We start from the raw sequence: 16,555 nt of genomic DNA, 5'->3' as shown, positions 1-16,555 counted from the left end.
ATTCCGGCTTTGGATTATTTCAGCAAACTTGACAGTGTGAAGTGGGAATATGCTTTCGAGCGGCAGTGGTACTACTATATGTTGTGGGGCCGACTGCTCTACGACCCGAGTACATCGGACGCGGTTTTTGAAAAAGAATTCACCAAACGCTACGGCAAGAACGGCCCGAATCTATTCCACGCTTACAACGCCGTGAGCAAAGTGCCCCTGCAACTGATTTCGTCCTTCGACATCGGCTGGGACTACACCATGTACGCCGAAGGTTTCACGACGCTGCTGGGCCCGGGCGGCACGCGCCTAATTTCGGTCGAGGATTTGATCTCGCATCCGCCGCTCGACTCGACCTACATGAACGCTGAGGAATTTGTGCGCATCCGGCAAAGCGGCAAGTCGATGGACAAAAACCGCATCACACCGCTCCAACTCGCCGACCGATTGGAAGCCGAATGCCAGCAGGGTTTGGCAGATGTTAAAGCAATTTCTTCAAAAAATGACAACACGCTCCGCTACGAAGTGACGGATGTGCGAGCTTGGGCCTATCTGGGCTTACATTTTGCCTACAAACTTCGCGCAGCGGTGGCTTTACAAACGGCCCGCGTCACCAATGACAGCACCAAGCGAAAGGAAGCAGCCGCGCATTTAGAGGAGGCCATCGACTCCTGGAAGAAACTGGCTGTCCTGACCGAACCTGTGTACAAACCCTTCCCGGTGATGGTGTACCGCGATAAAAAAGATCAGTATTTTCATTGGGCAAAAATGCTGGATACGGTAGTCGCCGAGCGAGAGAGTTTGACAAAATAAAGCTCCGATACCAAAACTATCAAACAATAAATAATCCAAAAATTTGTTGAAATAAGAAATTGCTGGTATAATTGTTGCACAAACAACAAAACAAGTTTTGAAACAACAAATTTTCAGGTTATGCCCATTTACCACCGACTTGGTGAAGTCCCGCCCAAAAGACATACGCAATTCAGAAAACCAGATGGAAGTCTCTATCACGAGCAGGTTTTCGGGACAGTAGGCTTCGAGGGTACTTCGTCGCTACTCTACCACTTGCAACCTCCTACGAAAGTAAAGTCGGTAGGAACGCCGCAGGATGTCAGCCCGAAAATTGTGGTAGAAAACAACCTGACGATGCGGAAACTCCTCGGCTTTTCTGTCAAGCCGATGGATGATTTTCTGGATAGTAGGGTGCCGCTGCTGGTGAATAAGGACGTCACGCTCGGCGTGGCGGCACCACGCAACTCACTCACGGATTATTTTTGTAAAAACGCCGACGCTGACGAACTACTTTTTATCCACAAAGGCAGCGGCAAATTACGCACAGCTTTCGGCTCGATCCCCTTCGAATACGGTGATTACCTGGTCATTCCGCGTGGAATGATTTACCAAATCGACTTCGACACCGAGGACAATCGTATCCTTTACCTGGAATCGCATTCGCCCTTCGAGACGCCGCGCCGCTACCGCAACCATTTTGGCCAACTCAAAGAACACGCGCCATACAGCGAGCGGGATTATAAACTACCCACCGACCTGGAAACCCACGACGAGACGGGTGATTTTTTGATCAAAATAAAAAAACAAAACGCCCTTCACTCGCTCACCTACGCCAGCCACCCTTTCGACGTAGTGGGCTGGGACGGCTACAACTACCCCTGGGGCATTTCGATCCACGATTTCGAGCCAATTACGGGCCGCGTCCACCAGCCGCCACCGGTGCATCAGATGTTTCAGACCGACGCATTTGTGGTCTGCTCATTTTGCCCCCGCCTTTATGACTACCACCCGCTGGCCATTCCCGCGCCCTACAACCACAGCAACATCGACTCCGACGAGGTACTTTACTACGTGGACGGCGACTTCATGAGTCGCAACGACATCGCAGCGGGCCACCTCACGCTGCACCCCGGCGGCATTCCGCATGGCCCGCACCCCGGTGCTTATGAACGTAGCATCGGCAAAAAAGAAACCCAAGAACTAGCCGTGATGGTAGACACCTTCCGCCCGCTCATGCTCACGCAGGCTGCGCTGGCGATCGATGATGGAAAGTACTATCGAAGTTGGGTTCAAGGGGAATTATGAGATACTCCGACGCGGTAAAAGTGATGAATGATGAGATATTGATCGACAGCAGGAAAATTGTCAACTGTCAACTGTCAACTGAAAAAATGGAAACACTAGAACTAGAATTCCCAACCAAGGCCCAGGATTTCCTTCCACTCAAAGGCACTGACTACCTGGAACTGTACGTCGGTAACGCCCGGCAGGCAGCGCATTATTTTCAAACCGCCTTTGGCTTCCAGCCACTCGCCCATGCGGGCCTGGAAACGGGCTTGCACGACCGCGAATCGTATGTACTGGTACAGGATAAAATCCGATTGGTACTGACTTCGCCTTTAACCAAAGACACCGCCATCGGTCGGCACCTCGACCGCCACGGCGACGGCGTCCGCGTCGTAGCGCTTTGGGTGAATGACGCTGTCCAAGCTTACGAAGAAACTACCAAGCGCGGGGCTAAACCGTTTCTGAAACCCACCGTAGAAGAAGATGAATGGGGGCGCGTAGTGCGCTCAGGCATCCACACCTACGGCGAGACAGTACATGTTTTTGTCGAAAGAACGGCTTACGACGGCCCTTTCCTGCCCGGCTTTAAGGCGTGGAAACCTGATTATCGGCCCGCGCCCGTCGGGCTGCGCTATGTGGATCACATGGTGGGTAACGTGGGCTGGGACGAGATGAACGTCTGGACGAAGTTTTACGCCGAAGTAATGGGTTTCAGCCAGTTGGTGTCCTTCGATGATAAGGATATCTCCACCGACTATACCGCCCTGATGAGCAAAGTGATGAGCAACGGGAACGGCCGTATCAAATTCCCCATCAACGAACCTGCCGAAGGCCGTAAGAAGTCGCAGGTGGAAGAGTACCTTGACTTTTACGACGGCCCCGGCATCCAGCACATCGCCGTCGCGACCAACGATATTGTGGAAACCGTCACCCAGCTTAAAAGCCGTGGCGTGGAATTTTTACAAGTACCAAAAACCTACTACGACGACCTCTTGGGCCGCGTCGGCCACATCGACGAAGAACTAAACGAACTCCGAAAACTTGGTATCCTGGTGGATCGCGACGAGGAAGGGTATTTGCTACAAATTTTCACCAAACCCATCATGCCCCGCCCCACGCTTTTCTTCGAAATCATCCAGCGCAAAGGCGCAAAATCCTTTGGCAAAGGCAATTTCAAAGCTCTTTTCGAAGCGATAGAAAGAGAGCAGGAATTGCGGGGAACGCTTTGAAAAATGGGTTAACGGTTAAGGGTCAACGATTCGCGGATGACCATTGCGTAGGTCAAAAGTGAAATCAGAGAACGCCGTTTTACCCTTAACCGTTGCCCGTTAACCCGAAAAGACAACCATTCTCTCATGCACCAACCATATAAAAACTACACTCCCGCCGACCACGCCATGTGGCGGCGGTTGTTTGAGCGGCAGATGGAAGTTTTGCCGCGCATCGCCAGTGAGGCGTATCTCAGCGGCGTGGATAAGGTCGGTTTTGTGGTTGACCGTATCCCGAACTTTGCCGAGGATACCAATCCGCGCTTGCGAAAGCTGACGGGCTGGGAAGTTTACGTGGTGCCGGGACTGATTCCGCACCGGGAATTCTACCAGCACCTGGCTAATCGGCAATTTCCGGCTTCGACTTGGCTGCGGAAGCCAGAGCAGTTGGACTATCTGGAAGAACCGGACATGTTTCACGATACGTTCGGTCATGTGCCGTTGCTGAGCAATCAGGCTTTCTGTAATTTCATGGCCGATTTGAGCAAAGTCGCGCTGCGCTTCATTGATGACGAGGTAGCGTTGCAAAGGCTTTCTCGCCTGTATTGGTACACGGTGGAGTTCGGGATGATTAGGGAAAGCGGCAAGCTGAAAATATACGGCGGCGGCATCATTTCCTCATCTGGCGAGAGCGAGTACTGCCTGCGCGACGACGTCCCCAAGCTCAATTTCGACGTGGCCGAATTGCTCGAAACACCCTACCACATTGACCGCTATCAAAAACACTATTTTGTGATCGATTCCTACGAACAGCTTTACGGCTCGGTGGTAGAAATTGAGAAAATGTTAGAAAGCGATGCAATGAAAATCGCTGTTCGTTAAGAAATTGATAAAATAAATACTCGTTTGTTCGCATGGCAATAGTTGATGGCTACTATATTTGCGGGATTTGTCCATAATTTAATCCCGCTCCGCTCTATCCATGACACATCACTCCGACCAACGCGCCTACTTTTTCAAGATCGACACTACGATCAAAAAAATCCGCAGTTCGCTGCAAAAAAAACTGAATGAACAGGCCATCGACCTCACCGTCGATCAGTGGGTTTTAGTAGATCATATTTCCCGCGACCAGGGCATCAGCCAGAACGCACTAGCCGAAGTCACTTTCAAAGATCCACCCACGGTAACGCGCATCATCGACCTCCTGGAGAAAAAAGGCTTTGTAGAGAGGCGTAATGCAGTCGGCGACCGCAGGAAGTTCAATATCCACATGACTGCGAAGGGCCTTAAGGTCCGCGATGAGGCGTTTCCCGTGGTAGCCGAGATCCGCCGCAAAGGCTGGGGCGACTTGGACGAAGCCGACTACCAGCAGTTCGTTCACATCATGGATTCAATCTATAATAATTTCAACGAAAAAGAATGACGCATCCGACCCCGTGGCTCGACATCGCGCCGGATTCCGATTTCTCGCTGCACAATCTACCCTTCGGTATTTTCAGCGTCGGATCGGAGCCGCCAGCGGTGGGGGTAGCTATTGGGGAATGGATCATCGACATGGCAGCGGCATCCCGGTTTGGCGTATTATATCCGAGCCAAGTACCGGAATCTGTATTTCAGGAAAAATCCCTGAACGCACTAATCGCGCTGGGCCGTCCGGTCGCCCGCGAGGTCAGAGACATTTTACAGGAACAACTTACCCAGACCGACTCGGTACTTCATCAATTTTCTGAACGGATTCTGATCCGGCAAGCCGATGCTACCATGCACCTACCCGTAGCGATTGGCGACTACACCGACTTTTATTCCAGTTTGGAACACGCGACCAACGTCGGGGAACTATTCCGCCCTAAAAATCCGCTACTACCCAACTGGAAGCACCTACCCGTCGCCTACCACGGCCGGGCGTCCTCCATCGTAGTTTCGGGGACGACCATTCGCCGTCCCAGCGGGCAAATCCTGCCTTCTGGGGCGACCGAGCCCATTTTTAGCCCCAGTCAAGCATTGGACTATGAGCTAGAACTGGGCTTCGTGATTGGGAAAAACTCCGCGTTGGGCGTTCCGGTTTCGACAGACGAAGCGGAGGACTACATTTTCGGCTGCGTGTTATTTAACGATTGGTCGGCGCGAGACATTCAGCGCTGGGAGTACCAGCCGCTGGGGCCTTTTCTGAGCAAGAATTTCGCGTCCAGCATCTCGCCCTGGGTCGTGATGCTGGACGCGCTGGGAGCCTTCCGCGTAGCCGGACCTGAACAAGTTCCTGAGCCGCTACCCTATTTGCAGACGGAGGGAGCATTGAACTTTGACTTGAATTTGGAGGTCGCGATCAAGCCGCAGACTTCGGAAACTGTCGTTTGCCGCACCAACGCCCGCCACCTTTACTGGAACATCCGCCAACAAATCGCGCACCACACTATTTCGGGCTGCAATCTACGCGCGGGCGACCTGCTGGCAACAGGTACCATCAGTGGATCACATGATTCTGCGGGGCCATCCAGCGGTTGCCTGCTGGAACTAACCGAAGGCGGCAAAAAACCGATCCTATTATCGGATGGAACCGAGCGTACGTACTTACAGGATGGTGACGAAGTCATTATGCGCGGCTACGCTGAGCGTGACGGGCTACGCGTGGGTTTTGGAGAAGTGCGGGGAGCCATTTCGTTGCCCTAACGGCACGGCAGACTTCGACCGAAAGAAGTACGGCATCTTGGGAAAGCGCTTCGAACTCCACTTCCTCCACAATCCACAGCGCCAGCCACCTCGTCGGCCAGAGCGGCACGAAATCTTCCTGAATCTCGTCCGACACATGGCGCACGATGCCAAGGTAAGGCTAAATCCTCGTCCTTGTGGCTAGTAATCGGTGAGCGAAGCTTTTGTATCGGCGAATAGTACTCGGCGGCCACCCAACGATTCCAATATTTCTTCCCGCAATCGTATTATATTTGGTGAAAATCAACCCGCCTGATGTCTTTGAAAAAACCCTACCTCAGTTTCGGCCAAATCATCAATATGAACTTTGGCTTTTTCGGCTTGCAATACAGCTTTGGGTTACAACAGGCTAATATGAGTCCCATCTACTCATATCTCGGGGCCGATGAAAGTACCCTGCCGCTGCTCTGGCTGGCGGGGCCGATGACGGGGCTGATCGTGCAGCCGATCATCGGGGCCATGAGCGACAAAACCATTACTCGCTGGGGCCGTCGGACGCCCTATTTCCTGATCGGGGCTGTGTTGTGCAGCGTATCGCTGTTGGCCATGCCGTTCAGTAGTTCGGTCTGGATGGCGGCGAGCATTCTTTGGATTCTGGACGCGGCCAACAATGTCACGCAGGAGCCGTACCGCGCTTTCATCAGCGACAAGCTCGACAAAACCCAGCAATCGCTGGGTTTCCTGACTCAAAGTGCATTCACCGGGCTGGGCCAGACGCTATCGTACCTAACGCCTTTTCTGCTCATCAACCTGTTTGCCGTGTCCGAATCCGGACGGATCGGCCGTATCCCTACCTCCACGCTGCTTGCCTTTCTGATTGGTAGCGTGGTGTCGATCGGCTCCATCCTGTGGACGCTCAAAACCACGAAAGAAATTCCACTAACCGAGGAAGAAAAGGCCAAAATCCGCGCTTTGCCCTCGGGCGTCGGTTCTACCTTTGGGGAAATTTTCGCCGCCATGCGCGAGATGCCGCTCACGATGAAGCAGATGGCCCCCATGATGCTGTTTAGTTGGTACGCTATGTTCATCTACTGGCAATACATCGCCAAGTGCGTGTCCCAAACGCTTTTTGGCACCATCGACTCGGGTAGTTCGGCGTTTCGGCAGGCCGAAATATGGGTCGGGCCGATGGGCGCATTCTACAACGCCGTAGCCTTCTTTGCCGCCTTCGGCCTGGCGCGGCTGGCCAACAGCTACGGTCCGAAGTACCTGCACGGCATCTGTATGTTTCTGGCCGGGGCCAGTTTGCTGGTTTTGCCCCAACTCCACGACAAGTACCTGCTCCTGCTGCCGATGATCGGCGTGGGATTTTCGTGGGCCAGTATGATGGGCAACCCCTACATCATGCTGGCGGGTAGCATTCCGCCGGAGCGGACGGGCATCTACATGGGCATTTTTAACATGTTCATCGTCATTCCGATGCTGCTCGAAACTTTCACGATGCCTCTGTATTACAATAGTTGGCTGGGAAGTAGCCCGGTTAACGCCATCAAACTGGCGGGAATCCTGCTCATCCTGGCGGCGTTTTCGGTTTTGTTTATCAAGATAAAAAAAGGCGCGGTCGTGGGAGAAGCGGGCTTCCAGGGCGGTGGCGGACATTAAGTTTTGGGGTAAATGGTCAGACGGTTAAGGGTTTTGTGGGTATGAAGAATAGAAAAATCACCGGGTTACTTTTAGATTTATTCAGAGCCAAAAAGCTGGACATCGCCGGAGCGGATGCCAAATTCTACACGGATTTGGCGTTGCGAATGAACGATATTCAGGCGTTGTATTCCGAATTGTACGCAGCGCATCCTGGCTACGAGGAAAATTTCGCCAGATTAATTGAAGTACTGATTTCGGCGCACCAAAACCGCTCGGCGACGTTGAAAAAGCGAGATGATCGTAAAGCCGAAGATTGGTTCCTGAGCAATGACCTGGCGGGCATGAGCCTTTACGTCGATCGATTTTGCGGAAAACTGGCCGACCTACCCGGCAAACTGGACTATCTGCGTGATCTCGGCGTGAACCTAGTGCACCTCATGCCCATTTTTGCCAGCCCGGCGGGCGAAAGCGACGGCGGTTATGCCGTGTCCGATTTTCGAAAAGTGGATGAGAAATTCGGCACCATCCAGGATTTAAAAAAAGTCCAAGCTGCTCTGGGCAAAAAGGGAATGTACCTGATGCTGGACATCGTCCTGAATCACACCTCCCACCGCCACGCCTGGGCCGAAAAGGCCAAAGCGGGTGACCCGATTTACCAGGATTACTTTTACTTCTACGATTTCAGCACAATTCCCGAGCAGTTCGAGCAAAGTATGCCGGAGGTGTTTCCACAGGCCGCGCCGGGCAACTTCACTTGGGTACCCGAATGCAAAAAGTGGGTCATGACGGTCTTCCACAACTACCAGTGGGATTTGAATTACGCCAACCCGCGGGTGTTCGCCGAGATGCTTGGCAACGTCCTTTACTTTGCCAATTTGGGCGTGGACATTCTGCGCATCGACGCTCCCGCTTTTCTCTGGAAGCAAATCGGCACCAACTGCCAGAACCTCCCGCAAGCGCACACAATTCTGCGGCTCATCAAAAAATGCGTAGAAGTCGCCGCTCCCGGCATGGTCCTGCTGGGCGAGGCCATCGTGGCACCTCACGCCATCATGAAGTACTTCGGTGAAGGCCGCTATCGGGCTGAGGAGTGCGATTTTGCCTACAACGCTACCCAAATGGCCCTACAATGGGATGCCCTTGCTACCGGACAGACCTCCGTAATGCACACCGCCCAACCTGTGTTGGCCCAAAAACCGATCGGTACTTCCTGGATCACCTACACCCGCTGTCACGATGATATTGGCTTGGGCTACGACGATGCCATGATCCGGCAAGCAGGTTATGATCCTTTCCCGCATCGGCAGTATCTGAAAGAATACTATTCCGGGGATTTTCCCGATTCGCCCGCCCGCGGGGCCTTATTTTCGGTCAATGAAAAGACCCAGGACGCCCGCATTAGTGGCACTCTGGCTTCACTCTGCGGGTTGGAAAAAGCGGTGGTCGAGGACAACGAATCAGGCATTGCCCTGGCCGTCCAGAGAATCCTGCTGATGCAGGCCCACAGTATGTTTCTGGGTGGTTTGCCGATGCTATTTTACGGTGATGAGGCCGCTTACCTCAACGACTACTCCTATCAGGACGATCCGGCTAGAAGCTACGACAACCGCTGGATGCACCGCCCGCTCATCGACTGGAAAAAGAACGCGCGGACGAAGACCTCCGGGACAATTGAAAACCAGGTTTTTGCGGGCACGAAACGAATGATTTCCTTACGAAAAAAACTTTCGGTCGTGGCAGACACGGGCAACATCACCTGGCTGTCCGGCCACAACATCCACGTAACGGGATTTCTCAGGCACAGTGCAGCGCAGAAGTTGTATTGCCTGTTCAATTACAGTTCCGAAACGGCTTTCCTGACTTGGTATGCTTTTAAAGAACACGGAGATGTTCCCCTGAAGCTGTACGATCATTGGGGTCAGAAAGAGTACGAGGTTGGGCGCGATGAGGAATACTTGATATTTCCGCCCTACAGTTTTTATTTACTGGAAGTACATTGTTATGGATCATGTCGATTCGACGAAAGCTCGGTAGAATAAATCCAAAAGTGATTCTGGCAGTTGTTGAATTAAAAACTGCTTCTCGTTTGGTTTGAGGGGTAGTTCCGAAGTAATTTAGGCGATGCCCGCCACAGTCGCGGCGAGAGGGGCGACGTTTACGTGTCAAATCGTACTTTGCCTCAGTTCCCTTTTTCAAAAAGATAACAATCAAACCTATGAGTTTTCAAACCCTGACCGACCGCATCCGTACTGTTGTTGGTAACGACAGCGATACTAAAGCCAAAGTAAAGTTCGACACCGACGAGGGCGTTATTTTCGTCGATACTACGCAAGTACCCAATGTCATCACCCACGACGATGGCGACGCGGACTGCACACTTGAAATCTCTACCAAGAACGCCCTGAAAATGCTCGATGGCGACTTAAATCCCATGATGGCCTATATGACGGGCAAGTTGAAGATCAAGGGCGACATGGGGGTGGCGATGAAGATCGCGCAGAATTTTAGTTAGGAGGAGTCCTTCGACCGCTCGGGCTGCCCCGTCCGCTCAGGATGACAAGCGGCTCTGCTCAGGAAGGTTTGATGGTCGGCAACAAGGGAGGAAGGGGCTACTGCATCAGTAGATAGAAATGAGTATTCACCCGCCGTTTTCGACTTGTTTTTGAAGAATTCAACTCAAAGTCCTTATGACATCCAAGAAAACTACCTCCGCTCCCGAAAACCGCCGTCAGTTTTTACAAAAGAGCGCGGCGGCAGTGGTGGGTGTGATGATCGTTCCCCGGCACGTGCTGGGGAAGGGCTTCGTGGCGCCCAGCGATAAGCTCAATATTGGGGCCGTAGGCTGCGGGGGCAAGGCACTCGTCAATATTAAACAAGCCTACAACGACGGCTCCGACAACATCGCGGCCCTGTGCGATGTGGACGACCGCATGGCGGAGAAGTTCCGCGTCCAGTTCCCCAAGGCCCCCTACTACCACGACTACCGCGAAATGCTCGACAAAGAGGGCAAGAATCTCGACGCCGTGATCGTAACTACCCCCGACCATATGCACTACAAAGTCGGCATCGCGGCGATGGAAATGGGCAAGCACGTTTATATTGAAAAGCCTCTTGCCAAGGACATCTGGGAAGTACGCCAACTAACTGAAGCGGCCAAAAAGTACCGGGTCGTGACCCAAATGGGCAATCAGGGCAGCAGCGGCGACGGTACCCGCCTGACGGAGGCCATCGTGCAATCGGGCATGATTGGCGACGTGGATACCGTCGAAGTCTGGACCAACCGCCCCATCTGGCCGCAGGGGGTAAAATCCCCCAAGGACCGCGGCGAGTCGCAGCCCGTGCCGCCGGAAGTCAAGTGGGACTTGTGGCTCGGCACTGCCCCCTACCGCGACTACCACGAAGCGTATATGCCGTTTCGCTGGCGTGGCTACTGGGATTTCGGCACGGGCGCCCTCGGCGACATGGGCTGCCACTTCATGGACGTACCTTTCCGCACGCTCAAACTCGGCTACCCGACTTCAGTCGAGTGCAGCGTGGGCGCAGTCTATGCCGATTTTTACAAGGAAGCTTTCTTTGACGATGTTTGTCCGCCTTCGTCGTCCATTCATTTGAAATTTCCCGCCGCCGCGCGAGGCGGAAAGGAAATCAGTATGTCGTGGTACGATGGCGGAATTCGTTCCAAACTACCCGAAGGCTGCGACTACAATGGCGTATTCAGCAGTCACCACGGCGGCATGATGTTCATTGGTAGCAAGGGAATCGTGAGTGCCGAGTTGTTCGGCGACAACCCTAAGCTGTGGCCCGAAGCTAAATTCAAGGGCGTTGCCCTGCCCAAGCCTACTCGTCCGCTGGTGGAAGGCGGCAGCGATGGCCACCAGCAGCAGTGGGTCAAAGCCTGCAAGGAAGGCTACGGTGCGTACACGAGCTCGGATTTCTCGCAATCCGGCCCGCTGGCAGAGTCCGTGCTGATGGGTAACCTGGCCGTGCGCTCGTTCCAGTACCGTGAACCCAAAGAAAAAGGCGGCTTCGATTTCCCCGGTCGCCAAAAACTACTATGGGACGGCAAAAACATGAAGATCACTAACTTTGCCCCCGCCAATCAGTTCGTAAAGCGTGAGTACCGAAATTTCTAACCTGGATAACTGACCGCGCAAAAGCATTTTTAATCATCAACTGTCACTCTGAGCGTACGGGGCCGCCCGAGCGGTCGAAGAGCGGCCATCAACTCTCAACTAATTTGAATCTCGACTTAACCTCAAAAACCGCCCTCGTCTGCGGAAGTACCCAAGGTATCGGCCTCGCCTCCGCCGTAGAACTGGCCCTGCTGGGCGCGAACGTCACACTCATGGCACGCGACGAAGCGAAACTGAAAGAAGTGATGGATACTTTGGACACCTCCAAAGGCCAAATCCACCGCTTTGTCGTGGCCGACTTCACCGATAACGCGGGTGTCAAAGCCGCCGTGGAAGAGTACCTGCGGCTGGTGCCTGATGTTCACATTTTGATCAATAACACGGGAGGCCCGGCGGGCGGCGCGATTATCGACGCCGAGACAGATCAGTTCCAAAAGGCTTTTCAGATGCACCTCGTGAACAATCAAATCCTGACGCAAGCCGTGGTTCCGGCCATGAAACAGGCGGGTTTCGGACGCATCGTGAACATCATAAGTACCTCAGTGAAACAACCCATCGTGGGTTTGGGCGTGTCGAACACCATTCGCGGCGCGGTGGCCAACTGGGCCAAAACCATGTCGCTGGAACTGGGCCGCTACGGCATCACGGTCAATAACGTGCTGCCGGGCTACACCCGCACGGGCCGTCTGGACGCCGTGCTGACGATGCGGGCCGAAGCGCAGGAAAAAACGCCCGATGACCTGGCCGCGCAAATGCAATCAGAAATCCCGGTGGGACGTTTCGCCGAGCCGGAGGAAGTCGCGGCGGCGGTGGCGTTTCTGTGTAGCCCGGCGGCGGGTAGTATTAGTGGGATTAATATTCCGGTGGATGGGGGGAAGACGGGGAGTTTGTAGTAAGTATCCTACTCGAAAATTCTCTTATCAAACGGAAATTTCTCAACATCAATGATTTCCACTCGACCAAAATCTTTGTGATTGGGGTTGATAAGAAAATTAAAATCTCCTTTGGTCACGACTGAGGGTACTTTGAGAAGGCAGTACTTCTTTTCTGATACAAAATCGTCGCCAAATTTCTGAGTTGAAGCAGGATGTGGGAAATCTTTCCAGTTGTTTGGTAAGTCTGTCTCTGATACCTCCTTTGCCTCTATATCATCCGGGACATAAATTAGCATCATCATGTAGTCGTCCGGCAAAGTAGCCAGAGTGAAGTGAACCGCTACTTCCGCCATGGCAAGCGATCTATTGCCTGCCGTGTAGATAAGTTCTACTCCGATCGAGGTCCATCGTGCCCCTTTGAGGGCAGCACCCTTCCCCGAAAGAGTACTGGCAAACTTTTCTCTTGAAAGTCGGTACAATTCCATTCTAAACCAGTATACCGTGATTGATTCTGGTCAATTCGTTGATAACCAGTTCTTTCCCGTAAGAGTCTTTGAGCAACTCGATTGGTTTTAATTTCCCTAAGGCGAAATTAGGGGTGTTGAGCCACAATTTCAATTTGTCCATATTACCAAAAACGTCCAGACCAACTTGGGTCACCTCAGCCACTTCGATGATTTTCTCCGAATGAATAGCTTTGAAGTAGTGGTCATCAGAGGTTTTGTATCGGTGCAAAGACTTGGTAGAGATGTCCAGAAAATCGGCCCAGTCATTCTCAGAAAAAGGAGTGTGGTTTTGGATCAGTGTAAAAAGAGAATAAGGTATTCCGGCCCTGATCGCGGCAATAATCAGCATTTTATCAGTCAGGAAATCATCATAGCTAACCTGCTTCTTGATCCCAAAATGGAGTCTTTGTACTCGGGGGTTCTGTAAAAAGGAAGCTATTTCTTTATTGAGCCTCGCTTCAAGCGGTGTTTTTGCAGTAATCATGATTGTGCTGTTTAGACTTTTGTCTGTAAATATAGGACAGATGTCTATAACTCGCAAACAGCCGGATAGATTCTACGAAAAACTACCTTTACGGGCCAGCCTCGGAGCTAAACCGGGTATCAGCTACCGATTTTCATTCATTTCTTTGGTCTTTCCGTTGGCCTGGGATTCTTTGGTGGTGTTGTCGAAGGCTGAGAAGTCGCTGCGGCGGTAGCGTTTCTGTGCAGCCCGGCGGCGGGTAGTGTAAGTGGCATTAATCTTCCGGTGGATGGAGGGAAGACGGGGAGTTTGTAGAGGGTCTTCGGCAGTCGCTTAGCGGCAAAGCTTTTGAGATTACGAATGGTATGGGCTAGTTCGCCATCGGCGCGGTGGGGTCATCGCCCAATCTGGGCTGTGAATCCGCTGAACCGCCGGGCGTCTAGGGATTTTTGCTTACTTTTCGTCTTCAGATGGCTCTTCTTCCTGAATGCTACCCGATTTTCGATCGAAGTCGGCAATGACTGGATACAGATCAAACCCGAACCAGATTTCCTCTTCGTCTTCAAATCCTAATGAACATTAATTTAAAAAATGTCATTCTTTTCTTATTCTTCATTTCTGGAATCAGCGCAATCGTTTATCAAGTGGTTTGGCAGAGGTATCTTACGTTTTCGTTTGGCTCCGACACACTTTCCACAACGATAATCGTCTCTATATTTATGCTGGGGCTAGGGTTGGGAAGCTACCTGGGTGGCAAGATATCCGACAGCCTTGATGATCTGAAAAGGTTGAGACTTTATATTGGAATAGAGATACTTATTGCCATCTTCGGTGTTCTCAGTAACTATTTTTTATACGACGTTCTTTATCAGAGGTTCTCCACGGAAAGCCTTGCGATTACTGTGTTGACTTCTTTCGTCTTTTTATTACCTCCCACAGTAGCAATGGGATCGACCCTTCCTTTGCTTTCAAAACTTTTTGAGACGTCACTAAAAAAAGTAAAAATAAATACCTATTTCTTATATGCTTTGAACACTTTGGGAGCTGCCTTTGGCGCATTCATCCCTTTTTTCATAATCGTTCCCAGGTTGGGTTTTGACGCATTGATCTACTTTGCTGCTTTCCTGAATTTGGTTTGTGTTCTGGTTACTATCGTTATTTATAATGTTCACAAAAATTCAAATAGTAGTATTGGTATTGTAGCGAAAGCAGACTACGAAGAAGAAATTGTGTCCAGAGCCACGACCACTTCACTAAACTGGTATCTGTTATTCGGAGTGTCTGGTTTTATTGCACTTTCGTTGGAAATGGTTTGGTTTAGAACACTCCATATTATGCTGAAAGGCAATAGTTTTACTTTTGCAATTCTGTTATCTATTTACATAGGAGGTATTGCCATTGGCTCCATGATTGGAATCCTATATTTGAGTAAGATAAAAAACCCGACTCAACTTTTTTTTCGTCTGCAAAGTTTAATCGTTTTATACACTCTTTTTTCCTACATCATCCTCTTTTATGGATTAAAGAATGCAGGGTTTTTAGAGTTGGTCAATAGGTACTTGTATTCTTACGAAAAAGACAGCAGTTATAGGATGGTTCTACTGACAGTGGGCCTATCTACCTTCTTCGTGGCGCTACCTACCATCTTGATGGGAATCTCGTTTGTTTCGTTGCAGGAAGCGTCAAATAAGTCCATAGCCCATTTCGGCAAAAGACTTGGAACTTTATTATTCTTTAATATTGGATTCTCTTCCATTTCTGTTTTGATTACCACATTTATTCTTTTTGAATACCTTGGAACCAGCCTGACCTTGTTATTTTTGACTTTACTGCTGATAATTCTAATCGTATATAAGCTCATCTACATTGACGCTATTGCTAAATACAAGATTGAAAGTTCAGTTTTTATAGCTTTGACATTAGTATTTGCTTTGATTTTTCCGAACAATCAAAATTTATGGAAAGTTTTCCAAGGATCGCATGGTAGGGAAATATTGGTTAGGGAGGATAAATCGAGCGTTTCCACAATTAAACTGAATTTTGACAACTTTGGAAGAGACATAGTATTTTTAAACGGTCTTGGGGAAAGCTATTTTCCGTACCACGAAGATATTGGTCATTTACAACTAGGCTATCTGCCTGTAATCCTGCATCCCAATCCTGAGAAAATTGCTATTGTTGGATTTGGTTCAGGCGGAACTTTGTATGCAGCCAGTCAATCAGAAAAGACTAAACAAATCGACTGTTTTGAGATTTCGTCTAATCAGTATGAATTGGTCAGTATGTACGCTGCTATGACTGATGATGAAACTGTGAAGGGCCTGTTCAAAGACAGCAGAATCAAAATGCATATTAGGGATGGCAGAAAAGCTATGTTGAGCTCCCAGGAGAAGTATGACGTTATCGAAGCTGACGCATTGAGGCCAAATTCTCCTTACTCCGGCAACATTTACTCCGTTGAGTATTTTGAATTAATCAAGTCCAGATTAAACCTGGGCGGGTTTGCGGTCAGTTGGGCACCCACTGATAGAATTGCAAACGGCTTCGCCAAGGTGTTTCCCTACACTTATACCGATGGATTCATTATCATTGGAAGCAAATCCGAAATACAGTTGAACTTGAATGCCGAAATTAACGAGCAGTTCAAAGCCCTGCCCATTGATTGGAAGAAAAGTATTTCCGAGTTAAAAAGAGTAAATTATTTTCCAGAGCAAGAGGTCAACCACGATTTGTTTCCGAAAGACGAGTTTAATTAGGCAAGAGATCCAACAACTGGATTCCATATGCATGAGTTTACAAATCGAGCCGGAGGAAGTTGCGGCAGTGGTGGCGTTTCTGTGCGGTCCGGCGACGGGCAGTATCAGAGGGAGGCAGTCGCTCGGCTCCAGCCGAGTGGCGACTATCCCATAGCCCTCCGGGCGGTCTTTCAAAAACTATACGTTTAGCAATCCAACACCGCAATCGGACTCACCGGACTGGAACTGCTCAACTTCCATTCGTGTGGCTC

Annotated in this window: 15 protein-coding genes and 2 pseudogenes; 15 read left to right on the top strand and 2 right to left on the bottom strand. The window is 50.8% G+C overall.

Annotated features, from left to right (window positions below; genetic code table 11):
• The 11 genes and pseudogenes from ACEW8P_RS18975 to ACEW8P_RS18925 form a co-directional block, all read left to right on the top strand.
• Positions 1–801, top strand: a pseudogene (locus tag ACEW8P_RS18975) (hypothetical protein); the annotation flags it as partial.
• Between the two features lie 120 nt (positions 802–921).
• Positions 922–2,088, top strand: a complete 1,167-nt coding sequence (locus ACEW8P_RS18970) for a homogentisate 1,2-dioxygenase (protein ID WP_373514648.1) — start codon at positions 922–924, stop codon at positions 2,086–2,088.
• Between the two features lie 86 nt (positions 2,089–2,174).
• A complete protein-coding gene (gene hppD / locus ACEW8P_RS18965) occupies positions 2,175–3,299 on the top strand; it encodes a 4-hydroxyphenylpyruvate dioxygenase (RefSeq protein ID WP_373514647.1) in 1,125 nt (374 codons plus the stop codon).
• Between the two features lie 63 nt (positions 3,300–3,362).
• A complete protein-coding gene (locus ACEW8P_RS18960; protein WP_373514649.1) occupies positions 3,363–4,160 on the top strand; it encodes a phenylalanine 4-monooxygenase in 798 nt (265 codons plus the stop codon).
• 100 nt (positions 4,161–4,260) lie between these two features.
• Positions 4,261–4,704, top strand: coding sequence for a MarR family winged helix-turn-helix transcriptional regulator (locus ACEW8P_RS18955; protein WP_373514646.1), 444 nt, complete (start codon positions 4,261–4,263; stop codon positions 4,702–4,704).
• Positions 4,701–5,948: a fumarylacetoacetase gene (gene fahA / locus ACEW8P_RS18950; RefSeq protein WP_373514645.1), complete on the top strand. Its 1,248-nt coding sequence runs from the start codon at positions 4,701–4,703 to the stop codon at positions 5,946–5,948. Before ACEW8P_RS18955 ends, fahA begins: the two co-directional genes overlap by 4 nt.
• Before the next feature lie 294 nt (positions 5,949–6,242).
• Positions 6,243–7,589 (top strand): MFS transporter, encoded by a 1,347-nt coding sequence (locus ACEW8P_RS18945; protein ID WP_373514644.1) that lies wholly within the window; start codon positions 6,243–6,245, stop codon positions 7,587–7,589.
• Between the two features lie 41 nt (positions 7,590–7,630).
• A complete protein-coding gene (locus ACEW8P_RS18940) occupies positions 7,631–9,610 on the top strand; it encodes an amylosucrase (RefSeq protein WP_373514643.1) in 1,980 nt (659 codons plus the stop codon).
• Positions 9,611–9,786: 176 nt separating this feature from the next.
• The gene (locus tag ACEW8P_RS18935; protein ID WP_373514642.1) at positions 9,787–10,083 is read left to right on the top strand and encodes an SCP2 sterol-binding domain-containing protein; all 297 of its coding nucleotides are present in this window, start codon (positions 9,787–9,789) and stop codon (positions 10,081–10,083) included.
• A gap of 175 nt (positions 10,084–10,258) precedes the next feature.
• The gene (locus tag ACEW8P_RS18930; RefSeq protein WP_373514641.1) at positions 10,259–11,704 is read left to right on the top strand and encodes a Gfo/Idh/MocA family protein; all 1,446 of its coding nucleotides are present in this window, start codon (positions 10,259–10,261) and stop codon (positions 11,702–11,704) included.
• Positions 11,705–11,808: 104 nt separating this feature from the next.
• Positions 11,809–12,597, top strand: a complete 789-nt coding sequence (locus ACEW8P_RS18925; protein ID WP_373514640.1) for an SDR family oxidoreductase — start codon at positions 11,809–11,811, stop codon at positions 12,595–12,597.
• 8 nt (positions 12,598–12,605) lie between these two features.
• Here the strand turns inward: ACEW8P_RS18925 and ACEW8P_RS18920 are convergent, their stop codons facing one another.
• A complete protein-coding gene (locus tag ACEW8P_RS18920; RefSeq protein WP_373514639.1) occupies positions 12,606–13,064 on the bottom strand; it encodes an RES family NAD+ phosphorylase in 459 nt (152 codons plus the stop codon).
• A gap of 1 nt (position 13,065) precedes the next feature.
• Positions 13,066–13,569 (bottom strand): antitoxin Xre/MbcA/ParS toxin-binding domain-containing protein, encoded by a 504-nt coding sequence (locus ACEW8P_RS18915; RefSeq protein WP_373514638.1) that lies wholly within the window; start codon positions 13,567–13,569, stop codon positions 13,066–13,068.
• 40 nt (positions 13,570–13,609) lie between these two features.
• On the opposite strand from ACEW8P_RS18915, the gene ACEW8P_RS18910 reads away from it, so the two are divergent.
• The 4 genes and pseudogenes from ACEW8P_RS18910 to ACEW8P_RS18895 all read left to right on the top strand — a co-directional run bounded on the left by ACEW8P_RS18910 (position 13,610) and on the right by ACEW8P_RS18895 (position 16,458).
• The gene (locus ACEW8P_RS18910; protein WP_373514637.1) at positions 13,610–13,783 is read left to right on the top strand and encodes a hypothetical protein; all 174 of its coding nucleotides are present in this window, start codon (positions 13,610–13,612) and stop codon (positions 13,781–13,783) included.
• Positions 13,765–13,863, top strand: a pseudogene (locus tag ACEW8P_RS18905) (SDR family oxidoreductase); the annotation flags it as partial. The gene ACEW8P_RS18910 and the pseudogene ACEW8P_RS18905, both read left to right, overlap by 19 nt.
• Positions 13,864–14,120: 257 nt before the next feature.
• Entirely contained in the window at positions 14,121–16,304 is a 2,184-nt protein-coding gene (locus ACEW8P_RS18900) for a hypothetical protein (RefSeq protein ID WP_373514636.1), read from the top strand.
• A gap of 31 nt (positions 16,305–16,335) precedes the next feature.
• On the top strand, positions 16,336–16,458 hold the full coding sequence (locus ACEW8P_RS18895) for a hypothetical protein (RefSeq protein WP_373514635.1): 123 nt from the start codon (positions 16,336–16,338) through the stop codon (positions 16,456–16,458).
• Positions 16,459–16,555: the final 97 nt, after the last annotated feature.

It is taken from the genome of Persicitalea sp. (assembly GCF_041751555.1).
Taxonomy (GTDB): domain Bacteria; phylum Bacteroidota; class Bacteroidia; order Cytophagales; family Spirosomataceae; genus Persicitalea.
This window is presented reverse-complemented; position numbering and strand designations above follow the sequence as displayed.